This is a genomic window from Lishizhenia tianjinensis (assembly GCF_900116425.1).
Taxonomy (GTDB): domain Bacteria; phylum Bacteroidota; class Bacteroidia; order Flavobacteriales_D; family Crocinitomicaceae; genus Lishizhenia; species Lishizhenia tianjinensis.
Window position 1 is genome coordinate 498,372 of record NZ_FPAS01000001.1, and the last position, 19,285, is coordinate 517,656.

General features: G+C 37.1%; 17 protein-coding genes. 9 read left to right on the plus strand and 8 right to left on the minus strand.

Annotated features, from left to right (window positions below; translation table 11 throughout):
- The first annotated feature begins 10 nt into the window (after window positions 1-10).
- From BM327_RS02400 to BM327_RS02420, 5 genes are read left to right on the plus strand one after another with little or no spacing between them, the layout of a single operon-like run.
- The gene (locus BM327_RS02400; RefSeq protein WP_090245930.1) at window positions 11-2,269 is read left to right on the plus strand and encodes a hypothetical protein; all 2,259 of its coding nucleotides are present in this window, start codon (window positions 11-13) and stop codon (window positions 2,267-2,269) included.
- Window positions 2,266-3,894 carry a DUF389 domain-containing protein gene (locus BM327_RS02405; RefSeq protein ID WP_090245932.1) on the plus strand — a complete coding sequence of 543 codons (1,629 nt, stop codon included), beginning with the start codon at window positions 2,266-2,268 and terminating at the stop codon, window positions 3,892-3,894. The genes BM327_RS02400 and BM327_RS02405 overlap by 4 nt, the downstream gene beginning before the upstream one ends.
- Window positions 3,894-4,364, plus strand: a complete 471-nt coding sequence (locus BM327_RS02410; RefSeq protein ID WP_090245934.1) for a hypothetical protein — start codon at window positions 3,894-3,896, stop codon at window positions 4,362-4,364. The genes BM327_RS02405 and BM327_RS02410 overlap by 1 nt, the downstream gene beginning before the upstream one ends.
- A complete protein-coding gene (locus BM327_RS02415) occupies window positions 4,327-5,145 on the plus strand; it encodes a glycerophosphodiester phosphodiesterase (RefSeq protein WP_090245936.1) in 819 nt (272 codons plus the stop codon). Before BM327_RS02410 ends, BM327_RS02415 begins: the two co-directional genes overlap by 38 nt.
- Entirely contained in the window at window positions 5,135-5,482 is a 348-nt protein-coding gene (locus BM327_RS02420) for a translation initiation factor (RefSeq protein ID WP_090245938.1), read from the plus strand. Before BM327_RS02415 ends, BM327_RS02420 begins: the two co-directional genes overlap by 11 nt.
- 37 nt (window positions 5,483-5,519) lie before the next feature.
- On the opposite strand, the gene BM327_RS02425 is transcribed toward BM327_RS02420, so the two are convergent.
- From BM327_RS02425 to BM327_RS02455, 7 genes are read right to left on the minus strand one after another with little or no spacing between them, the layout of a single operon-like run.
- Window positions 5,520-5,978, minus strand: coding sequence for an FKBP-type peptidyl-prolyl cis-trans isomerase (locus BM327_RS02425; RefSeq protein ID WP_090245940.1), 459 nt, complete (start codon window positions 5,976-5,978; stop codon window positions 5,520-5,522).
- 1 nt (window position 5,979) lies between these two features.
- On the minus strand, window positions 5,980-6,873 hold the full coding sequence (locus tag BM327_RS02430; protein WP_090245942.1) for a TraB/GumN family protein: 894 nt from the start codon (window positions 6,871-6,873) through the stop codon (window positions 5,980-5,982).
- Window positions 6,866-7,576 carry a class I SAM-dependent methyltransferase gene (locus BM327_RS02435; protein ID WP_090245944.1) on the minus strand — a complete coding sequence of 237 codons (711 nt, stop codon included), beginning with the start codon at window positions 7,574-7,576 and terminating at the stop codon, window positions 6,866-6,868. Before BM327_RS02435 ends, BM327_RS02430 begins: the two co-directional genes overlap by 8 nt.
- Window position 7,577: 1 nt before the next feature.
- The gene (locus BM327_RS02440) at window positions 7,578-8,138 is read right to left on the minus strand and encodes an IS1096 element passenger TnpR family protein (protein ID WP_090245946.1); all 561 of its coding nucleotides are present in this window, start codon (window positions 8,136-8,138) and stop codon (window positions 7,578-7,580) included.
- Between the two features lie 37 nt (window positions 8,139-8,175).
- Complete coding sequence (locus BM327_RS02445) at window positions 8,176-9,597, minus strand: CCA tRNA nucleotidyltransferase (protein WP_090245948.1); 1,422 nt, start codon at window positions 9,595-9,597, stop codon at window positions 8,176-8,178.
- Between the two features lie 35 nt (window positions 9,598-9,632).
- The gene (locus BM327_RS02450; RefSeq protein ID WP_090245950.1) at window positions 9,633-10,499 is read right to left on the minus strand and encodes a hypothetical protein; all 867 of its coding nucleotides are present in this window, start codon (window positions 10,497-10,499) and stop codon (window positions 9,633-9,635) included.
- Between the two features lie 54 nt (window positions 10,500-10,553).
- Window positions 10,554-13,085: an ATP-dependent Clp protease ATP-binding subunit gene (locus BM327_RS02455; RefSeq protein WP_090245952.1), complete on the minus strand. Its 2,532-nt coding sequence runs from the start codon at window positions 13,083-13,085 to the stop codon at window positions 10,554-10,556.
- Between the two features lie 231 nt (window positions 13,086-13,316).
- Here BM327_RS02455 and gyrA point away from each other — a divergent pair, with 231 nt between their 5' ends.
- The 4 genes from gyrA to BM327_RS02475 all read left to right on the plus strand — a co-directional run bounded on the left by gyrA (window position 13,317) and on the right by BM327_RS02475 (window position 18,161).
- Entirely contained in the window at window positions 13,317-15,854 is a 2,538-nt protein-coding gene (gyrA, locus tag BM327_RS02460) for a DNA gyrase subunit A (RefSeq protein WP_090245954.1), read from the plus strand.
- A gap of 13 nt (window positions 15,855-15,867) precedes the next feature.
- Window positions 15,868-16,992, plus strand: a complete 1,125-nt coding sequence (locus BM327_RS02465; RefSeq protein ID WP_170853643.1) for a tetratricopeptide repeat protein — start codon at window positions 15,868-15,870, stop codon at window positions 16,990-16,992.
- A 126-nt stretch (window positions 16,993-17,118) separates the two neighbouring features.
- On the plus strand, window positions 17,119-17,883 hold the full coding sequence (locus tag BM327_RS02470; RefSeq protein ID WP_090245958.1) for an MBL fold metallo-hydrolase: 765 nt from the start codon (window positions 17,119-17,121) through the stop codon (window positions 17,881-17,883).
- Entirely contained in the window at window positions 17,883-18,161 is a 279-nt protein-coding gene (locus BM327_RS02475) for a DUF3817 domain-containing protein (RefSeq protein WP_090245960.1), read from the plus strand. Before BM327_RS02470 ends, BM327_RS02475 begins: the two co-directional genes overlap by 1 nt.
- Window positions 18,162-18,217: 56 nt before the next feature.
- Here the strand turns inward: BM327_RS02475 and BM327_RS02480 are convergent, their stop codons facing one another.
- Complete coding sequence (locus BM327_RS02480; RefSeq protein ID WP_090245962.1) at window positions 18,218-19,279, minus strand: hypothetical protein; 1,062 nt, start codon at window positions 19,277-19,279, stop codon at window positions 18,218-18,220.
- Window positions 19,280-19,285 lie beyond the last annotated feature (6 nt).

Here is a 19,285-nt window from a genome sequence, read left to right on the forward strand (position 1 = left end):
ATAAAAGACCATGAAAGGAAAAATAACGTTCAAAGATGTGCTCAAAGGCATACTTGATTTTTTTCCTTTTCATCTATTAATAGCCCATTTAAAATACAACATCGTTGCGGTGTTGTATTGGGTTTTCCTCTTCTTGGTACTTTATGGTGTTATTGGAGAAAGCTTTGGTATGGCATATCTCTTCTATGGTCCTGAATACCTCGGAAAAACCTCTTGGCTGAGTTTTCTTTTTCTTGGATTTAGTATAGGTGGGTTTACCATGGCTTTTCATACCTACAGCTACATCAGAATGGGGCCGCATTTCCCTTTCATTGCTACGCTCCACAGACCCTTTTTTAAGTTTTGTGTAAACAACAGTATACTTCCCTTTATCTTCTTTGTGGTGTTGGGGTATAAAATTGCTGTTTTCCAAAGTCAGGAGGAATTTCTGAATAATTGGGACATAACCCTTTACATTCTGTCTGTTTTCGGAGGGTCGTTGATATTTGTGCTATTATCGCTTTTATATTTCTTTCCCACCAACAAAGACATTTTTAAAATTGAGAAGAAACGCAAGGTACTCGGACCAGAAGAACCTAAAAATTCGAGTATCAAATCCTCCTTACACAGAAATTTATCTTGGGATAAAGAGTTTAAAGAAGTAGATGATAAACTTTACGTTTACATCGGTAAAAACTTCGGTTTTAAGCGTTCGAGAGGGGTACAGCATTACGATTATCAGGTGATACAAAATGTATTCAGTCAAAACCACATCAATGCGTCCATCTTTGAGATTACGGTAATTTTATCTTTCTTCATTTTAGGTTTATTGAGAAACCAAGAAGTCTTTGTTTTGCCGGCAGCTTCTAGTATTTTCTTGCTATTAACCATCGTTTTGATGTTAATCAGTGCCTTTTTTAGCTGGTTTAAATTATGGACCTACCCCATACTCATTGTGCTCTTTTTGGTGATGAATTTCATGAGTCAGCATACCGACTACATGCAGTTTAAGAACTTTGCCTATGGTTTAAATTACCAAGAAAGTTCACCTTATAATGATACTGTTTTACTACATCTTCAACAGGATTTCACACAAAACCTCAAAGATGAAAAAGACTTTAAGCAAACACTGACCAATTGGAAGAAGAGAAGTGGAGATAAACAGAAACCCAAATTAGTAATTATCAATACCAGTGGAGGTGGTTTAAGAAGTGCTTTGTGGACCTTCAGAGTAATGCAGCACCTAGACAGTGTCTCCAAAGGTGCTTTCACCAAATCGGTACAAATGGTCACAGGGGCCTCTGGGGGTATGGTGGGTGCATCTTATTACAGAGAGATGTATTTGGAGAATTACGATACCTTGTTGCACCAGAGTATGGTTTCTTCCTATTATGCCAATAATATCGCCAAAGATTTGTTGAATGGTATAGGCGTGTCTTTGGCCACCAATGATATTTTCTTTAGGTACCAAAAGTTCGATTACAACGGTCAAACCTACACAACAGACAGGGGGTATTCTTTAGAACAACAACTCTTGAGCAATACCAATTATGTACTCGATAAACAATTGAAGGATTACAGACAACCAGAACAGGAGGCGATTATTCCAACTTTTATTTTTTCACCCACCATTATAGAGGATGGGCGAAGGTTGATAATTTGTAGTCAAGACATAGGATTTATGTTTGTGCCCAACATAGTGGAAGAAGATTCTGTTTTGAGTGAAAATGTGGAATTGAGTAAGATCATTCAACACCAAGATGCGGGAGAGTTAAGGTTTACCACAGCATTGAGAATGAATGCAACTTTCCCTTATATCACACCCATGGTTACCTTGCCGACCCATCCAGAAATTCACATTATGGATGCTGGTATACGGGATAATTACGGAGCTAAAACCACTTTAAGGTACTTAAGCGCTTTGGAAGATTGGATCAAGGAAAATACGAGTGGGGTGGTCATTGTGCAGATTAGGGATACAAAGAAAGGACTTGAGCAAGAAGAAGAGCATTCCATTACGCTGTTTGAGAAAATGTTTAAACCATTGTCGAATGTTTACGGAAACTTCCCTAAAGTACAGGATTACAACCAAGATGAATTGGTGAATTTATTCTTGCGCTACCAAAATTACCCCATAGACATCGTAAGTTTAAATTTAAGAGAAACACCGAAGGACAAAATTTCATTATCTTGGCATCTGACCAAGCAAGAGAAACAACTCATTAAGAAGGCACTTTCAACAGAAAGGAATTCTAAGGAAATGCAAAGGTTGCTTAAGCTATTACAATGAACGAGGAAAAATTAGACCCTAAAGACGAGCAAAATAAGGCTCAAAATGACGCATCTGAATCAACAAACGATGCCACAAACGAAACTTCATCTTCTGATCAACCAGCAGATGATTTACACGCAGAAAAACAAAGGCGCAAAAAGGCTTTTGAACATCTGTACAACAACGATAACATGTACGATGACCCGATAGAAGGGGATCCCACAAAAATTAAAATCAATACAGATGTTAAAGAAGGAGTAAAGTCCATTTTCAACTTCTTAAAGGACACTGTATCCTTCCAAGATGGAGCTGATATCAATGGTACCATCAAAAACATTAGAGAAGGGATAAACTTTGTTGGTCCCAATGTTTGGGTGTTGATGTGTTCTATTGTTGTCGCCTCTGTAGGTTTGAATACCAACTCTGTGGCGGTAATTATTGGAGCCATGTTGATTTCGCCTTTAATGGGACCTATACGTGGTATGGGACTCGGTGTAGGAACCAACGACATAAAGCTTATCGTAGATTCATTGAAGAACTTCGGCGTAGCAGTAGGTATATCTTTACTCACGGCATACATTTACTTCCTGATCACACCTTTACACGGTTTAACTCCTGAATTAGAAGCACGAACTGGACCTAATTTAATGGACGTTTTCATTGCCTTTTTCGGGGGATTGGCAGGAATTATAGCGGCTAGTAGGGGAGATAACAATACAGTAATTCCGGGGGTAGCCATTGCAACAGCTTTGATGCCACCACTTTGTACGGCAGGTTACGGATTGGCCAATGGTAACTGGCAGTTTTTCTTTGGAGCTTCCTACTTATTTTTAATCAATACACTTTTCATTTGTTTGTCTACTATTTTGGTAGTGAGGTATTTGAAATTCCCTATTCGTCATTTTATTAACCCAAAAGTGGAGAAGAAGGTTAAGGTAGTTTCTACAGTATTGATTTTCTTGGTTATAGTTCCATCGGTATACTTATTCTACGGAAAAGTACAGGAAACAATCTTTACAGAAAATGCAACCAACTACATACGTAATGTAATAGAAACGGATGAGACCTTGGATGTAAACCAGAAGTTTGATTTAACTGGGGAAGTACCTAAGGTAGAGGTAATCTTAACCAACAAAACAGTACCTCAATCTACGTTGGATGTCTGGAATGCACAATTGAAAACGTACAACCTAAGTACAGATAATATCTCTATTATTCAGGGAGAAGATGTAGATGAGAAGTTGAAGGAATATTTGGATGAATTCAAAAACAAAAACCTTTCTTCTGGTGCAGGTTATGATGTTATCAAGCAAAAAGATGAATTGATTAGAGATTTAAACATTCAAAATGCAACGCTAAAGAACTCTATAGATCAATTAAAGAACCAAAAGGTAAACGCAAGAACCTTAGCATCTACCATTGCTTTGCACTATCCAGAAGTTGAATCTATTGAAGTTTTGTCGGGTGTACACGCTCAAAATGATCAGGTAAACGATACCATCTTTGCTTTGGCAGTTCACTATTTTGATAGTTTAGAAGTAGATAAGTTAAAGGTGAATGAAAAGTTGAGAAGGCAATTAGAAATTCAATTGAAAGATCAGAATTTACTGGGTAATTTTAAAGTGAAAGTGTACAATCAGTAATGCGAATTTGTCTTGTTGTACTTTTTCTTACCTCTTTCTTTGTTCGGTCACAAAAGCAATGGGGAATAGAGGCCTTGGTGAATAGGTTTGATGTGTATACGCAGATAAGCTACATACATTCTATTCAAAGCAATCAGGATATTACTTTTGCAATAGGTACTGGTGTGCGCTCTACTTTTGCAGCTAGAACGCTACATCCTTCTTTGAACATACGTTATAACTATGCGTATTTGCAGCGCAAGAAATTGAATTTAATAATAGGAGGAAATACGCTTTCTACATATCTGCCAGTTGGTGAAAAGAATAGTACTTTTTTCAATGAAGTAGGACTGCACACGAGTTTGGTTGTGGGAACACGTTTGAAATACCACCTAAACCTAGGGGGGGGGGTAGGCTTAGAATCCTTCCCAAAGGGAACTACGACTTATTTGAATGCAAATCTTAATATGGGATGGAGCTATGCGTTTTAGTTTATTGATGTTTCTCATACTTTTTTCTGCTTGTCAAAAAGCCAAATACTCTGATGTAGCTGTTGTGAGTCATGCTGGTGCAGGTATAACTGCCATACATTCTCCTTACATAGATAATTCTTTAGAAGCCGTGAATTACGCCTTGAGTTTTGAGCAGTGTGAAGGTGTAGAACTAGATGTTCAATTCAGTAAGGATAGTGCCATGTGGGTTTTTCATGATCCAAATCTCCTGGAGAAATTTGATAATGAATTTTGTGTCAGTTCTTACACAGATGAAGAATTAAGGGATTTACAATATGCCAATGGAGAAGGATTGATTTGTTTAAACGATTTTGACTTTTCTCGCTATCCCAATAAGTCCTTTTACTTGGACATTAAGCATTGGAATGACTGTGGGTTATATACAGAAGAAATTCTAATGAAAGGTTTGAGTAAAATGAACTGGTCAGGTGTTGGAACCGCAAAAGTTCATTTACTATTTAGCACAGAAACTTGGTTAGATACGGTGATAGGTAGTTATGAACGTGTAATTTTTGTTGCTAACTCGGGAGAAGGATTTGAGAACATTTTGGAAGAGCATCCAGGCTTGTACGGCATAGAGGTGAAATATTCAGAAACAAATGCGGCGCAAATCAATTCTTGGAAGAATCAAGGACTTTATGTTGGGGTTTTTCAGACAAGAGCTGCCAAAACTATACGAAAAGCAATAAATTTGTATCCAGACTTTATAGAAACGGACGATTTTAAAACCGCGATAAATATTGTGAGTAATGGGAAATAAAAAGAAAAAGAGAGTAGATATCGTATACAGTACCAATCAAGATTTTTCCTACGACTATGATGATGAGTTGGAAGAGGAGACTTTAGATCCGGGAGATCAGCTCTTGTATGTATCTATTGATAGAAAGAAGCGAAAGGGAAAAGAAGTGACCTTAGTAGAAGGTTTTATTGGTTCTGCTGAAGATTTAAAAGATTTGGCCAAAATTCTGAAAAACAAATGTGGAGTAGGAGGAAGTGCTAAAGATGGTGAGATTTTGATTCAAGGAAATTTTAAAGATAAAGTGGCTGAGATACTAACAGCTGAAGGTTATAAGACCAAGAAAAAAGGAGGGAATTAAATAAAAAAAGCAGCTCGTTTGTAGCTGCTTTTTTGTTTTATATCACTTTCTTGACTCCTAACACAAAATGTATAATGGAGTTTTGTGGAATTTTTTCGGTTTGTCTATCACCATAGCCTAAATAGGGTGGGATGTAGACTTCAACTACTCCACCTTCACTAATCAAGCTTAAGGCCTCTTGCCAACCGATAATTAGATCTTTTACATCAAAATTTAGGGCTTCTTCTGGTGTGATAACCTGAAATACATCACCATTAAGTAAGGATCCTGTGTAGTAAATATCTACATTATCGGTGTATTTTATTTTATGTTTTCCTTCGCCTTCTTTAATGATTCTATAATACAAACCACTTTCTAAAGATTCGAATTTTTGGGTGTAAACACTGTCTATATGTGCTTCTATTTTTGCATTAAAAATTGCCTTCTGGTCGTCATTATAAGTTTTACACGCAAAAGCTGTAAATACCAGTAAACTAAATGTTAGAAATCTTTTCATACTAATAATTCATAGGGCTTAGGGTATACCCAGCTTTTTCTAATAGATTAATCAAACCTTTTTCTCCTCCTAAATGTCCTGCACCTACAGCAATAAATGCATTTTCCTTATCCATTATTTCTATGAGTTTGGGTATCCAATTGGCGTTGCGTTTAAAAAGTAAATCGTCTATGTTTAAGCCGTCCATTTCTGGGTGACCATTAATCATGTCGTATAGCGCTTCTACGTCACCTTCTCTGTGAAGTCTAGATAGCTCCATCATTTCCTGTCGAGCTCCTTCTATATCGCGTATCGTAGCCATGATGCTTTCTATGTTTTCTTTTGTGCCTGCTTGATCAAGAAGTGCGATTTGTTCTTCCATCGTTTCTAAACCAATGTAAGGAGCTTTTGCTTTACTTTGAAGTTTGTAGATGTCTTCCTCGTAGCTTTCAAAGTTATTAGGAAAAGCAGCAGAGGCTAGAAATTGTTGCAAGAGCATAGGTTTCATCCTACCTAAACGCGGGGCAATTTTCTCCGGGTTTTTCCCCATTTCTTTATCGATGAAGGTATAAACAGAGTCTTTTTGTTCCGACGTCATTTTATCAAAAATATTACCGTCTGAGGATTGCATAAGTCGCATCACTTCTAAAAGACCTGGTTTTTCACCAATTTCCAAAACAACCTTATCAGCATCTAAAACGAGCTGCTTTAAATTCTCAGGGAAATAATAGTACTTCTCTGCGATGATGTGCATAGTTCCAAAGAGGTAAGCTTTGGTTTGACCATCCATTTCTACGCGCCAGAGCAAGGTAGATTTTTCTGCAGGTGCAAGAGGGGTAACTTGCTTTTTGTGGAAACAAGCCGTTAGTATTAAGGTTGAAATAAGGGCTAGGCTGAGTATCTTTATTTTATGCATTTAATGTAAGTTTTGCCAAATAGCTTTGACCGTCTTCTAAAACCAATTCCACATCAAAACCAAGTTTACTAGCTGTTTGTTTTAAGTTTTCGAAATCAACGTACAACCAATCAAACCATTCTGATTTTGCGTCTTTGTATTCCATTTGGAATTGAAAGTTTCCATAGTACTCTGTACTTAAGTCAACCCACATTCCACCTTCCTCATCTTCAAAGAGGTATTTAATGTCTGTAGAGTCACACAAAATTTGACCACCTGGATTTAAGAGTTTTTTGGCTTGAAACAAGGTATTTTCTAATTCAGATAAACGTCCAGCAATTCCGATTCCATTCATCATCATTAAAAGTGTATCGTAATCACCACCTGTCATTTCAAAGAAATCTTGCTCCTTTGCATGTATGCCAAGTTTTTGTTGAAAAGCAACAGCACCAGGGGAAACATCTATGGTTTCAACTTCAAATCCTTTTAATATCAAGGCTTCCGCATGTACACCTGTACAAGCTCCTATGTCCAGGACTTTTCCTTTACACAGCTCTAATGCCTTCTTTTCAATTTCGGGCATTTGGTTTTCTGTTCTAAATAACCAGTCTACAGGTATAACATCGTCCTCACAAATATCTGAGTGAACAATTATGTTTTCGCCGTGAATTCCGTTTTCGTAGTCTGCAATCGCTGCTCCGAAAGCATCGTTTTCTTTTAGCATCTTATATATCTAAGTCGTCTATATTATCAAAGTCAGAAGAAGAATATTCTTCGTCGAAATCATCGAATTCGTCAAAACCATCTAAATAGTCATCGGCACTCATTTGCTCAGTAGAGAATTGAATATCTTCGTTTCCTTGCTTTGAGTTTTCATCCGGTGCGTCTCCTATAGCTAAAATAACTTGTGGCTCATCTACGGGAGTTTTCTCTATGCTTTGCAATTCAATCAAGAAGATCCACATGTTTAAGAAGTCGTGAACCAAGATGAATTTTTGCTCTGGAGATTCTATGAGTTGTTTGAGTGATGTATTCGACATCACTAACGGAGCATCGGCATCTGTTTCGTCGCCAAAACTCATGTCCATCAAGCCAATTTCTTGACCTTTATCCCAATCTTCATTACTGCTGTAAAAGGACGCCATTTGTCCTCCTTTAAAGTTGAAAGCCTCTAAGATGGTGTTGTAAAACGTTTCAAAGTTTGCCTCGTCGTGTATAAGTATATCTCTAAAAACTTCTTCTTTTGTTTCAGAATCAAGTAAAACACGGAATTTTAGTGCAGACATAAAAAGTATATTTTGTATTGCTACGTATGTATTAAAATTAATTGTTTTTCACCTCTAAACCAAGTGAGCTTCCCAGAGAAAGCATCATTTGATAAGCGGCGTCATATTCATTAGGGATTTTTCCGTCAAGGATGGCTTCTTTGATTTCTGATTTAATGGTACCAATTTCTTGGCAAGGTCCTATACCGAAAGTTTGCATAATTAGCTCTCCACTTACCGGTGGTTGGAAATTTCTTACTTTATCTTTCTCTTCAACGGCTTTCAACTTTTCATTTACCAGTTCAAAGTTGCGCTTGTATTTCTTTACCTTAAACTCGTTTTTTGAGGTGATGTCTGCATTACACAAAGTCATCAAATCTTCCATGTCGTCTCCGGCGTCGTTCAATAATCTTCGTACAGCAGAATCCGTAACATCTCCCTTTACCAAAGCGATAGGGCGGAGGTGGAGTCTAACCATCTTTTGGACGTACTTCATCTTAGCATCTAAGGGAAGTTTCAAACGACGAAAGATTTTTGGCGTCATACGTGCACCTATTTCTTCATGACCGTGGAAGGTCCATCCCACACGCTTGTCGAAACGTTTTGTGGGGGCTTTGGCTATGTCGTGCATAATTGCCGACCAGCGCAACCATAAATCATCGGTATTTTCTGAAATATTATCGAGTACTTCTAAAGTATGGTAGAAATTATCTTTGTGAGATTTACCATCTCTGGTTTCAACTCCTTTTAACTTAACGAGTTCTGGGAAGAAACGCTCCAATAAACTTGTTGCATTCAACAATTTAAACCCACGAGAAGGTACTGGTGCAAGAATGATTTTGTTCAATTCATCTATAATTCGTTCTCCAGAAATGATGTCCAAGCGTTCTGCATTGTTTTGAATCGCTTCTAAACTTGCTTTCTCTATGGTAAAGTCAAGCTGAGTCGCAAAACGTATGGCACGCATCATGCGCAAGGGATCGTCACTATAGGTTTGACCAGGTTCTAGAGGAGTTCTGATTATTCCCTTTTCTAGATCTTCTAATCCATTAAATGGATCTATGATATCACCAAAGTTATCCTCGTGTAAAGAGAGAGCCAAAGCATTAATGGTAAAGTCACGTCTATTTTGATCGTCACTTAAACTACCGTCTTCTACTATGGGTTTTCTGCTGTCTCTACTGTAAGATTCTTTTCTAGCTCCTACAAATTCTACCTCTAAATCTTTATAGCGAAATTGCGCTGTTCCAAAATTCTTAAAATAAGAGACTTTCTTAACTCGTAATTTCTCCCCAATTTCTTTGGCCAAATCCAGTCCGTTTCCTACCACAACGATATCTATATCTTTTGAAGGACGTTCTAGAATTAAATCGCGCACAAAACCTCCAATTACATAAGCTTCTTGATTGTTTTTGGTAACGATTTCTTTGGCAACCTTAAAAACGGGGTGCTTTAAATATTCTGCGTAATTTGTTTTCATTTTCGAGCTTGCAAATATAAGGAGAGTTCTACAATTTAAAGGGCTTTCTTTTGTATCCAACCATAAATCGGTATCATTTCTAAGTTGGCGACATTTATAGGAAGTCCATTTTCCTCCTTTGCCTTACCCGTTATTAAGATGTAATACGCATCTGGGGTCTCTGCTAATATTCTAAAAAGTGTATGTTCGGGGAAGTGGCAAATTAAATTCGTTTGCAACCTACGTATGCCTCCAACAAAGGCATTTTCTGTAATTGGGGTAGGTGACCAATACAGAGCAATTTCTTGTTTACTTATTTGATAGGTTCCTTTGAAATGAAGGCTATCTGGAAAGAATTCACCCTTCATGTCTTCTTTGTCTCTGGCGATGAAAAACTTCTTTTTCACTTTAATTTCACCACGGATAAAACGGAGCGTGCTTATGTTGTGGGTGTAACTTTCACAACAAGGATATTCATGTGTGTACAGGATAATTTCATTGTTGTTAGGGTTGATTTTATACCCCAACAGAGCGCCTATTTCTACATAGCTGAGCACGTATTTATTTTCAGATAAAGTATAAATTTCTGTGTAAGCTCTATCGTCGGTAGCCTCGTATTTACCTTGAAAAAGTAATTCTAATTGGCCGTCTTGGTTAAGATCAATAAAATGCCAAAATTCCTTGTAAAGGCTAAAGTAAGTTTCGAAGTTTTCGCGACCATCATCTTCTAAATAATGATTAATCATTTTCCCTGTGTACAGGGTTTTTACAGCTTCTTTTAATTCAGGAGTAGCAATAAAAACGCTATCTACATGGGTGCGTAGACCATGGATCATATTAAGGGGAAGGTGTTCATACACAACTCCTGCTGCCTTACTTATAAAACTAAAACTTAAAACAATAAGGGTGATGTAGAATTTCATTTTGAAACATAAAAAAAGGGGGATAGTATTATCCCCCTATAATGTGTTAGGAAATTATTTCGCCGAATCGGTTTCTTTTGTTCCTTTTTCGATTTCAATTTCTAATGCAGAATGATCTGTATTTGCTTTCACTTTAATCGTATCACCCTCTTGAAGGTGAGCATTGATAATTTCTTCAGCTAACGGATCTTCAACATACTTTTGGATAGCTCTTTTCAATGGACGTGCTCCAAACTTCTCGTCGTAACCTTTGTCTACGATAAAGTCTTTGGCCTCTTTTGTCATTTCAATTTGGTATCCTAAGTTGTTTAATCTTCCGTAAAGTTTGTCTAACTCCAAATCGATGATTTTGTGGATACTATCTCTATCTAATGATTTGAACAAGATCATATCATCAATTCTATTTAAGAATTCTGGAGAGAAGGCTTTTCTTAAAGCGTTTTGAATCACAACTTTCTGATCTTCCTCCTTAGATTCTTCTCTAGATTTTGTTCCAAATCCAACTCCAGTACCGAAGTCTTGCAACTGACGTGCACCGATGTTAGAAGTCATAATTAAGATCGTATTCTTAAAGTCTATCTTTCTTCCTAAACCGTCTGTCATGTGTCCGTCATCCAAAGCTTGAAGCAACAAGTTGAAAACATCAGGGTGAGCCTTTTCTATCTCATCCAATAAGATGATAGAGTAGGGCTTACGTCTTACGCGCTCTGTTAACTGTCCACCTTCTTCGTAACCAACGTATCCCGGAGGTGCTCCAACTAAACGAGAGATAGAGAATTTCTCCATGTATTCAGACATGTCCACACGAATCAAAGCGTCTTCTGTATCAAATACATTTTTGGCCAATACTTTTGCCAATTGTGTTTTACCCACACCTGTTGGCCCTAAGAAGAAGAAAGAACCAATTGGTTTGTTAGGATCCTTCAATCCAGCTCTGTTTCTTTGAATGGCTTTTACAACCTTATCAACAGCTTCGTCTTGTCCAATAACTTGACCTTTCATGGTCTCGGCCATTTTCGCCAACTTACCGCTTTCTTTCTCTGCAACACGTTGAACAGGAATACCTGTCATCATAGAAACTACTTCTGCAACATGTTCTTCTGTTACGGTAACTCTATGCGTTTTTGTTTCCTCTTCCCACTTGTTTTTCTCCAACTCTAATTGCTCTTGAAGCTTGCGTTCGTCATCTCTTAATTCAGCTGCTTTTTCGTATTGCTGAGATTTGATTACTTCGTTTTTCTTCTCTTTAACTTCCTCAATTTTCGCTTCTATATCCACGATTACTTTAGGAACGTTAATGTTGGTAAGGTGAACACGAGATCCAACTTCATCTAAAGCGTCAATCGCCTTATCTGGCAAATGTCTATCAGAAATGTATCTATCTGTTAACTTAACACAAGCCAAAAGAGCTTCGTCTGTATAAGTTACAGAGTGGTGATCTTCGTATCTTTCCTTAATGTTATTTAAAATCTGAACAGTTTCATCGATGTCTGTTGGCTCGATGATAACCTTCTGGAATCTTCTTTCCAAAGCTCCATCTTTTTCGATGTGCTGTCTGTATTCATCTAAAGTAGTTGCTCCTATAGCTTGCATTTCACCACGCGCTAAGGCTGGTTTAAACATGTTAGAAGCATCTAAAGAACCACTTGCTCCCCCCGCACCAACTATGGTGTGAATTTCATCGATAAATAGAATGATGTCTGGGTTCTTTTCGATTTCGGCCATTACGGCTTTCATTCTTTCTTCGAACTGACCTCTGTATTTTGTACCGGCTACTAAACTCGCTAGGTCTAAAGAGATAATTCTTTTATCGAATAAAACTCTAGAGACTTTACGTTGAACAATTCTTAAAGCCAAACCTTCGGCTATGGCACTTTTACCAACTCCAGGCTCTCCAATTAATATAGGGTTGTTCTTTTTACGTCTAGATAGGATTTGAGAAACGCGTTCGATTTCCTTTTCTCTACCAACAATAGGGTCAAGCTTACCGCTCTCTGCTAATTTGGTTAAATCTCTACCAAAGTTGTCGAGTACTGGAGTTTTACTTTTTCCTTCTCCAGGTTTACGAGCACCTCCAGCTCCGCCTGTAAATCCAGTGTCTCCACCTTCATCTGCTGTTCCAGGGAATTCAGCTTTTGGTAATTGTTCATCTTCTAGCATAGCTTCTATTTCGTCTTTAATGTTGTCGTATATAACGCCATACTTGTTCAATGTTCTGCACGCAACATTGTTTTCGTCTTTTAAGATAGACAAGAGTAAGTGCTCTGTTCCTATCACCGGACTTTTAAACAATTTCGCTTCTAAATAGGTAACCTTTAAAACTTTTTCAGCTTGTTTTACTAAAGGAATATTTGTCAGGTTGATGTTGCTCTTTGAAGATCGAGTTAAGTATGACTCAATTTCTAATCTTATTTGCTTAAGGTCTAAATTGAACTCTTTTAAAGCCCTTATTCCAAGACCTTCACCTTCTCGAATTAATCCAAGTAACAAATGCTCAACCCCAATGTAGTCGTTGCCTAAGCGTAAGGCTTCCTCTCTACTAAAGTTGATCACATCTTTTACTCGGGGTGAAAATTTTGCTTCCATATAATGAGTTCTGTGTTTGTTTATTTTGGTAGACTAAAATCAATAATTAGTCCATTTACCAAATATAAAACGAAAACAAACCAAAACTGTTTAAGTTGTCCACAATTTTTCACAGAAATTTGTTAGTAAAATGACTTCTCTTACTTTAAAACTCTAGATTTTATACTTATTTTCGAAACTTCGTAACGTTGAACCCTAATGGGTGTCAAACATTAAATAAATTGTGACAACATGGCAGATGGTGAAAGAATAATTCAGATAAATATTGAGGATGAAATGAAATCCGCATACATTGATTATTCAATGTCGGTAATCGTTTCTAGAGCATTGCCCGATGTGCGTGATGGTTTTAAGCCTGTGCATAGACGTGTTTTATACGGTATGCAAGATTTAGGAGTATTCTCGAATAGAGCATATAAAAAGTCAGCAAGAATTGTTGGAGAAGTATTAGGTAAGTATCACCCACACGGAGATAGTTCTGTTTATGATACTATGGTGCGTATGGCGCAGCCTTGGTCTTTACGTTATCCTTTAGTAGATGGACAAGGTAACTTTGGTTCTGTAGATGGTGATAGTCCGGCAGCCATGCGTTATACGGAGGCTAGATTGCAAAAGGTAGCAGAAGATATGTTAGCGGATCTTGAAAAAGACACCGTAGATTTTGCACCTAACTTTGATGAGAGTTTAAAAGAACCAACTGTACTTCCTACAAAAATCCCTCAACTTTTAGTGAATGGAGCTTCTGGTATTGCTGTAGGTATGGCTACGAACATGGCCCCTCACAACCTTACTGAAGTAGTTGATGGAGCTATTGCTTACGTAGACAACAGAGATATAGACGTAGAGGAATTAATCCAATACGTAAAAGCACCTGACTTCCCAACAGGAGGTATTATTTACGGATACGAAGGGGTTAAACAAGCGTTAACAACAGGTAGAGGTAGAGTAGTACTTAGAGCGAAAGCAGAAATAGAAGTTACCAAATCAGATAGAGAACAAATCATCGTAACTGAGATTCCTTATTTAGTAAATAAGGCAGACATGATTAAGAAAACTGCTGATTTAGTAAACGAGAAAAAGATAGACGGTATCTCTGATATTAGAGATGAATCGGATAGAAATGGTATGCGTATCGTTTATGAAATTAAACGTGATGCATTGGCCAATGTAGTGTTGAATAAATTATACAAGTACACAGCATTACAGAGTTCATTCTCAGTAAATAACATTTGTTTGGTTGATGGTAGACCAAAGCAGTTAAATGTTAAAGAATTGATCGCTCACTTCGTTGATTTTAGACACGAAGTAATTGTTAGAAGAACGAAGTTTGACCTTAAGAAAGCGGAAGATAGAGCGCACATCTTGGAAGGTTTAATCATCGCTTCTGATAACATAGACGAAGTAATTGCTTTAATCAGAGGTTCTAAATCTCCAGATGAGGCAAGAGAAAAATTGATGGGTCGTTTTGATTTATCAGACTTACAAGCGAGAGCTATTGTTGAGATGAGATTGCGTCAGTTAACAGGACTGGAGCAAGATAAGTTAAGAGCAGAATACGACGATTTAATGACGTTGATTGCGGACTTAAAAGACATCTTGGCAAATGAGTCTAGAAGAATGGACATCATTAAAGAAGAATTAATTTACGTTAGAGATAAGTACGGAGATGAAAGAAGATCTGTAATTGAGTACTCTGCTACAGAAATGAGAATCGAAGATTTGATTCCAGATGAAGAAGTAGTGGTTACAATTTCTCATGCAGGATACATCAAGCGTACAAACTTAACGGAATACAAAGTTCAGAAAAGAGGTGGTATGGGATCGAAAGGTTCGAATACTAGAGATAAGGACTTCTTGGAAGAAATCTTTGTGGCAACCAACCATAATTACTTGTTGATCTTTACTGAAAAAGGAAAATGTTTCTGGATGCGTGTATTCGAAATTCCAGAAGGAAACAAAACTTCTAAAGGTAGAGCTATCCAAAACTTAATCAACATTGAACCAGATGATAGAATTAAAGCTTACATCTGTGTAAATGATTTGAAGGATGAGGATTACGTGAAGTCGAACTACATCGTAATGTGTACGAAAAAAGGTATCATTAAGAAAACGAGTTTAGAGGCTTACTCTCGACCAAGAACAAATGGTATCAACGCTATTAACATTAATGAAGGAGACGAACTATTAGAAGCGAAATTGACAAATGGTCAGAATGAAATCATTATGGCTAAGAAGTCGGGTTACGCTATCCGATTCAACGAATCAACTGTTCGTACAGTAGGAAGAAATTCTATTGGTGTTAAAGGAGTTAAATTCAAGTCAGAAGACGATGAAGTGGTAGGAATGATTTGTGTTGAAAACGATACAAAGGATACCATCTTAGTAGTTTCTGAAAATGGATATGGTAAGCGTTCTTACTTGAATGATCCTGAAACAGGAGAGCCAACATACCGTGTTACAAACAGAGGTGGAGTTGGTGTGAAGACGATGTCTGTTACTGAAAAAACAGGTTCTTTGATCGCTATTAAGCACGTAAGTGATGAGGATGATTTAATGATCATTACGAAGTCAGGAATTACCATTCGTTTCGATTTAAGTACAATTCGTGTGATGGGTAGAACAGCTCAAGGTGTTCGTATGATAACTTTAAAGAAAAATGGCGAAATTGCGGCCGTTGCTAAAGTTCCAAAAGGAGACGAAGACGAAGAGCAAAATGAGGAATTAACTGAAGGTGGTATGGAAAATGCTACATCAGAGGAGGAAGAATAAAAATAAAGGGAAAATGAAAATGTTTAAGAATTTAGTTCTAGGAGCTAGTTTAGTATTAACTACTGGAGCTATCGCACAAAATAGTAACGTAGTAAATGCGGCTTTAGAATATAGAGATTACTCAAGTTCAATCGCTACAGGTAAAGTTGACGAAGCAAAAACAGCATTGTTAGCGGCAAAAAAGTACATCGATGAAGCGATAGCACACGTGGATACGAAAGAAGATGGTAAGGCAAACTGGTACTATGGTATGATTTATTCTGAAATCATGCAGGTAGCTGGGATGACTGGTGACACAACAATGATTGCCATGATCAATGAAGAGGTAGCCAACAAAGCCATGAAATCTTTGAATTACGCAATTAACTCTGAAAACTCTAACGGTAAAACTAAAAGAGGAGCAGAGGCTTACGTTGAAGAGCAAAAAGCTGAATTAATGAGGTTAGGTGCAGGAGCGTTTTCAGCGAAACAGTTCGCGGGTGCTTACATGGTATTTAAATCGGGTTACGAATTTAGTGAAGGTGTTGGACAAGCAGATGAGCAATTTAAAGATAACGCAATTGTTTCTGCTCAACGTGCAGTAGATACTTTGGTTAAGCAAGGTGATACGCTTATGGCTTACAATGCAATTGATGATGCTATTGCATTTGCACCTGAAAACGTGGATTTAACCTTAGCTGCTGTTGATATTGCTATCGCTGGTAAGGATTACGACAAGGCAAACGATTACTTCAATAAAGTGTTGAAGTATGAAAGTGAAAATGCTGATTTATTCTACAGCTACGGTTCTATCATGTACAATGCTAACCGTATGGATGATGCTATCAGTGTATTAGAAAAAGCAATTGCTTTGGATTCTCAAAACGCAGATTACAACTACATTTTAGGAGCTTCTTACTTAGAGAAAGCTAAAATGTTGCAAAGAGAATACGGGAACATGAACATTGATGATCCTAGAATGAACGAAGCTGAAAAAGCGTACAAAGCTATGTACACGAAAGCAGTTACTCCTTTTGAGATTTACTTAAATGCTACAGGAGAGAACAAGCAAATCTTAACGATTTTAATGCAGGCGAGTAGACAAGCTGGAGATACTGAGAAAGCTTTATCTTACAAAAAGAGATTAGACGCACTATAAAAAGTGAGTTGAAATAATTAAAAGTGAAAAGGGAGATGTTTGTCTCCCTTTTTTTATGTTTTTTCCTTTCTGTCATTCGTCCTTTTATAAAATGAACCTTACATTTATAAACGAAATTTTTACGCTATGAAAATTGTTGTTTTAGGATCTGGAACCTCCCAAGGTGTACCCGTAATTGCTTGCAATTGTGAGGTGTGTTTAAGTGAGGACCCAAAGGATAATCGTTTAAGAACCTCTGTTATGTTTACGGTAAATGGAGAAAATTATGTGATTGATTCTGGACCTGATTTTAGACAGCAAATGTTACGCGAAAAAGTGCAATCTCTACGTGCATTAATTTTTACACATGAGCACAAAGATCACGTAGCAGGAATGGATGATGTAAGGGCTTTCAATTTCAAAGAAAAAAGAGATATGGAAGTTTTTGCCTCGACTCAGGTTCAAGAGGCTCTGCACAGAGAGTTCCATTATATTTTTGGCGGAAATACTTATCCAGGAATACCTAAGGTGAATTTAAATACCATAACAAATGAGAAGTTTCTTTTACCTTGTGGTGAAGAGATAACGCCCATACAAGTATTGCATTATAAAATGCCAGTCTTAGGTTTTCGTATTCGCAACTTTAGCTATGTAACGGACGCAAAAACTATTGCAGACGAAGAGATAGAAAAGTTAAAAGGGAGTGAAGTGTTAATTGTAAACGCCTTGCGTAGAGAAGAACATATCTCTCACTTTACAAAAGATGAAGCATTGGAACTTATTGCTAAAGTAAAACCAAAGAAAGCCTACCTTACGCACATTAGTCACATGTTTGGTACCCAAGAAGAAATTGAAAATGAATTGCCCGAAAATGTTTTTGTGGCTTATGATGGATTAGAAATAAATATATAATGAATTTAGAAAACTTTAGAAAAATTGCCATCCTAGAAGGAGTAAGCTGGCTTTTGTTATTGGTGACCATGGGAATGAAATATGGAATGGATATTTATTGGCCCAATAAAATTGTAGGCTATGCGCATGGCTTTTTGTTCATAGCTTATGTTTTTTTCCTCTTGTACTTTTTGTACACAAAAAAATGGAAGTTTGGTTTTGGTGTTTTAGCCTTTGTCGCTTCACTTTTACCCTTCGGTACCTTTTATTTAGATAAAAAATATTTGAAGAATATGTAGGATAATTTACCTAGTAAAAAAGGGAAGTGTTGATGCACTTCCCTTTTTTATGAATCCTATTTTTTAGAGAGTTCTAATGCGTGTCGTTGACTAAATCGTTTTTCATTTGCTGTTATTCCTCCCTCTGGGAGGTAGGTTTCAATGGCATAATAATCAGCGTCTGATGCATTCCTTTTATGTCTACTTTCTATGAGTTGACCTTTTTTATTGTAGTAATATTCATTTACCCAGATCCCTATGATGAGTGTTTTCGGTTCATAGCTTCCTGTGTAGTGCAATTCTTCTTTTATAAGTCTTCCTTTTTTATCAAACGTGTAGATGATGAATTTTACACCTTGATCTCCTGTTGTGCCATAAAAATCTTCTCTGATTAATTTTCCATGTTTATTATAGACGGCCGTTGAAAAATCACTTTGGTATTTGTAACTTTCTTTTAGAAGTACTTGATCTAAGGTGTCTCCGTAACTGTTTATATACAAAACACCTGTCGGCTGTTTTACTGGCTCAGGGAGGTAATAGGTCTTTATCATATTTTTGGAAGCGTTTCCTTCCATTTTATAACTAAAAAGTCCTTTACCTAAAACCAAATAAACCGTATCGGAACTATTTCCCAGAAAAGTAGCTGTCTGTATGCTAATACCAAGTGTGTCTATAGAAGTGTAGGGTTTGAAAAATTGATAATTTACCTTTTGTTGAAAGATGTTTTTGGAAAGGTACGGTTTCTTGGTATCTATAAAACGTGGCAGAAAATATTGTTCTGGTGCGTTGCTAGATAAAATTTCTCGCTCTGCGCTTACCGGGAAATAGAAAAGACTGTCGTTTTCTATGCGAAAGGGTCCTTTAATAAAATGTTCGTTGACAAAGTACATGGGGGCTTTGTTCTGCACATAATAGAAATAGTCCTTTCCGCGAGTATGAACGCTTTGAAGCCTTAAGGTATCTATGCTATTTTCACGGGTGTATTTTGAGGTGTTGTAATAAATAGCATGACTTCCTTCCTCTAGGTTTAAATATTTCAGTAAATCGATTTGGGTAGTTTTTGTTTGACCAAAAGCAACTGTAGATAAGAGCAGTAGAAAGGGTAGTGCCCAAGCTATGTTTTGCGATAATATTTGCATAAAAAA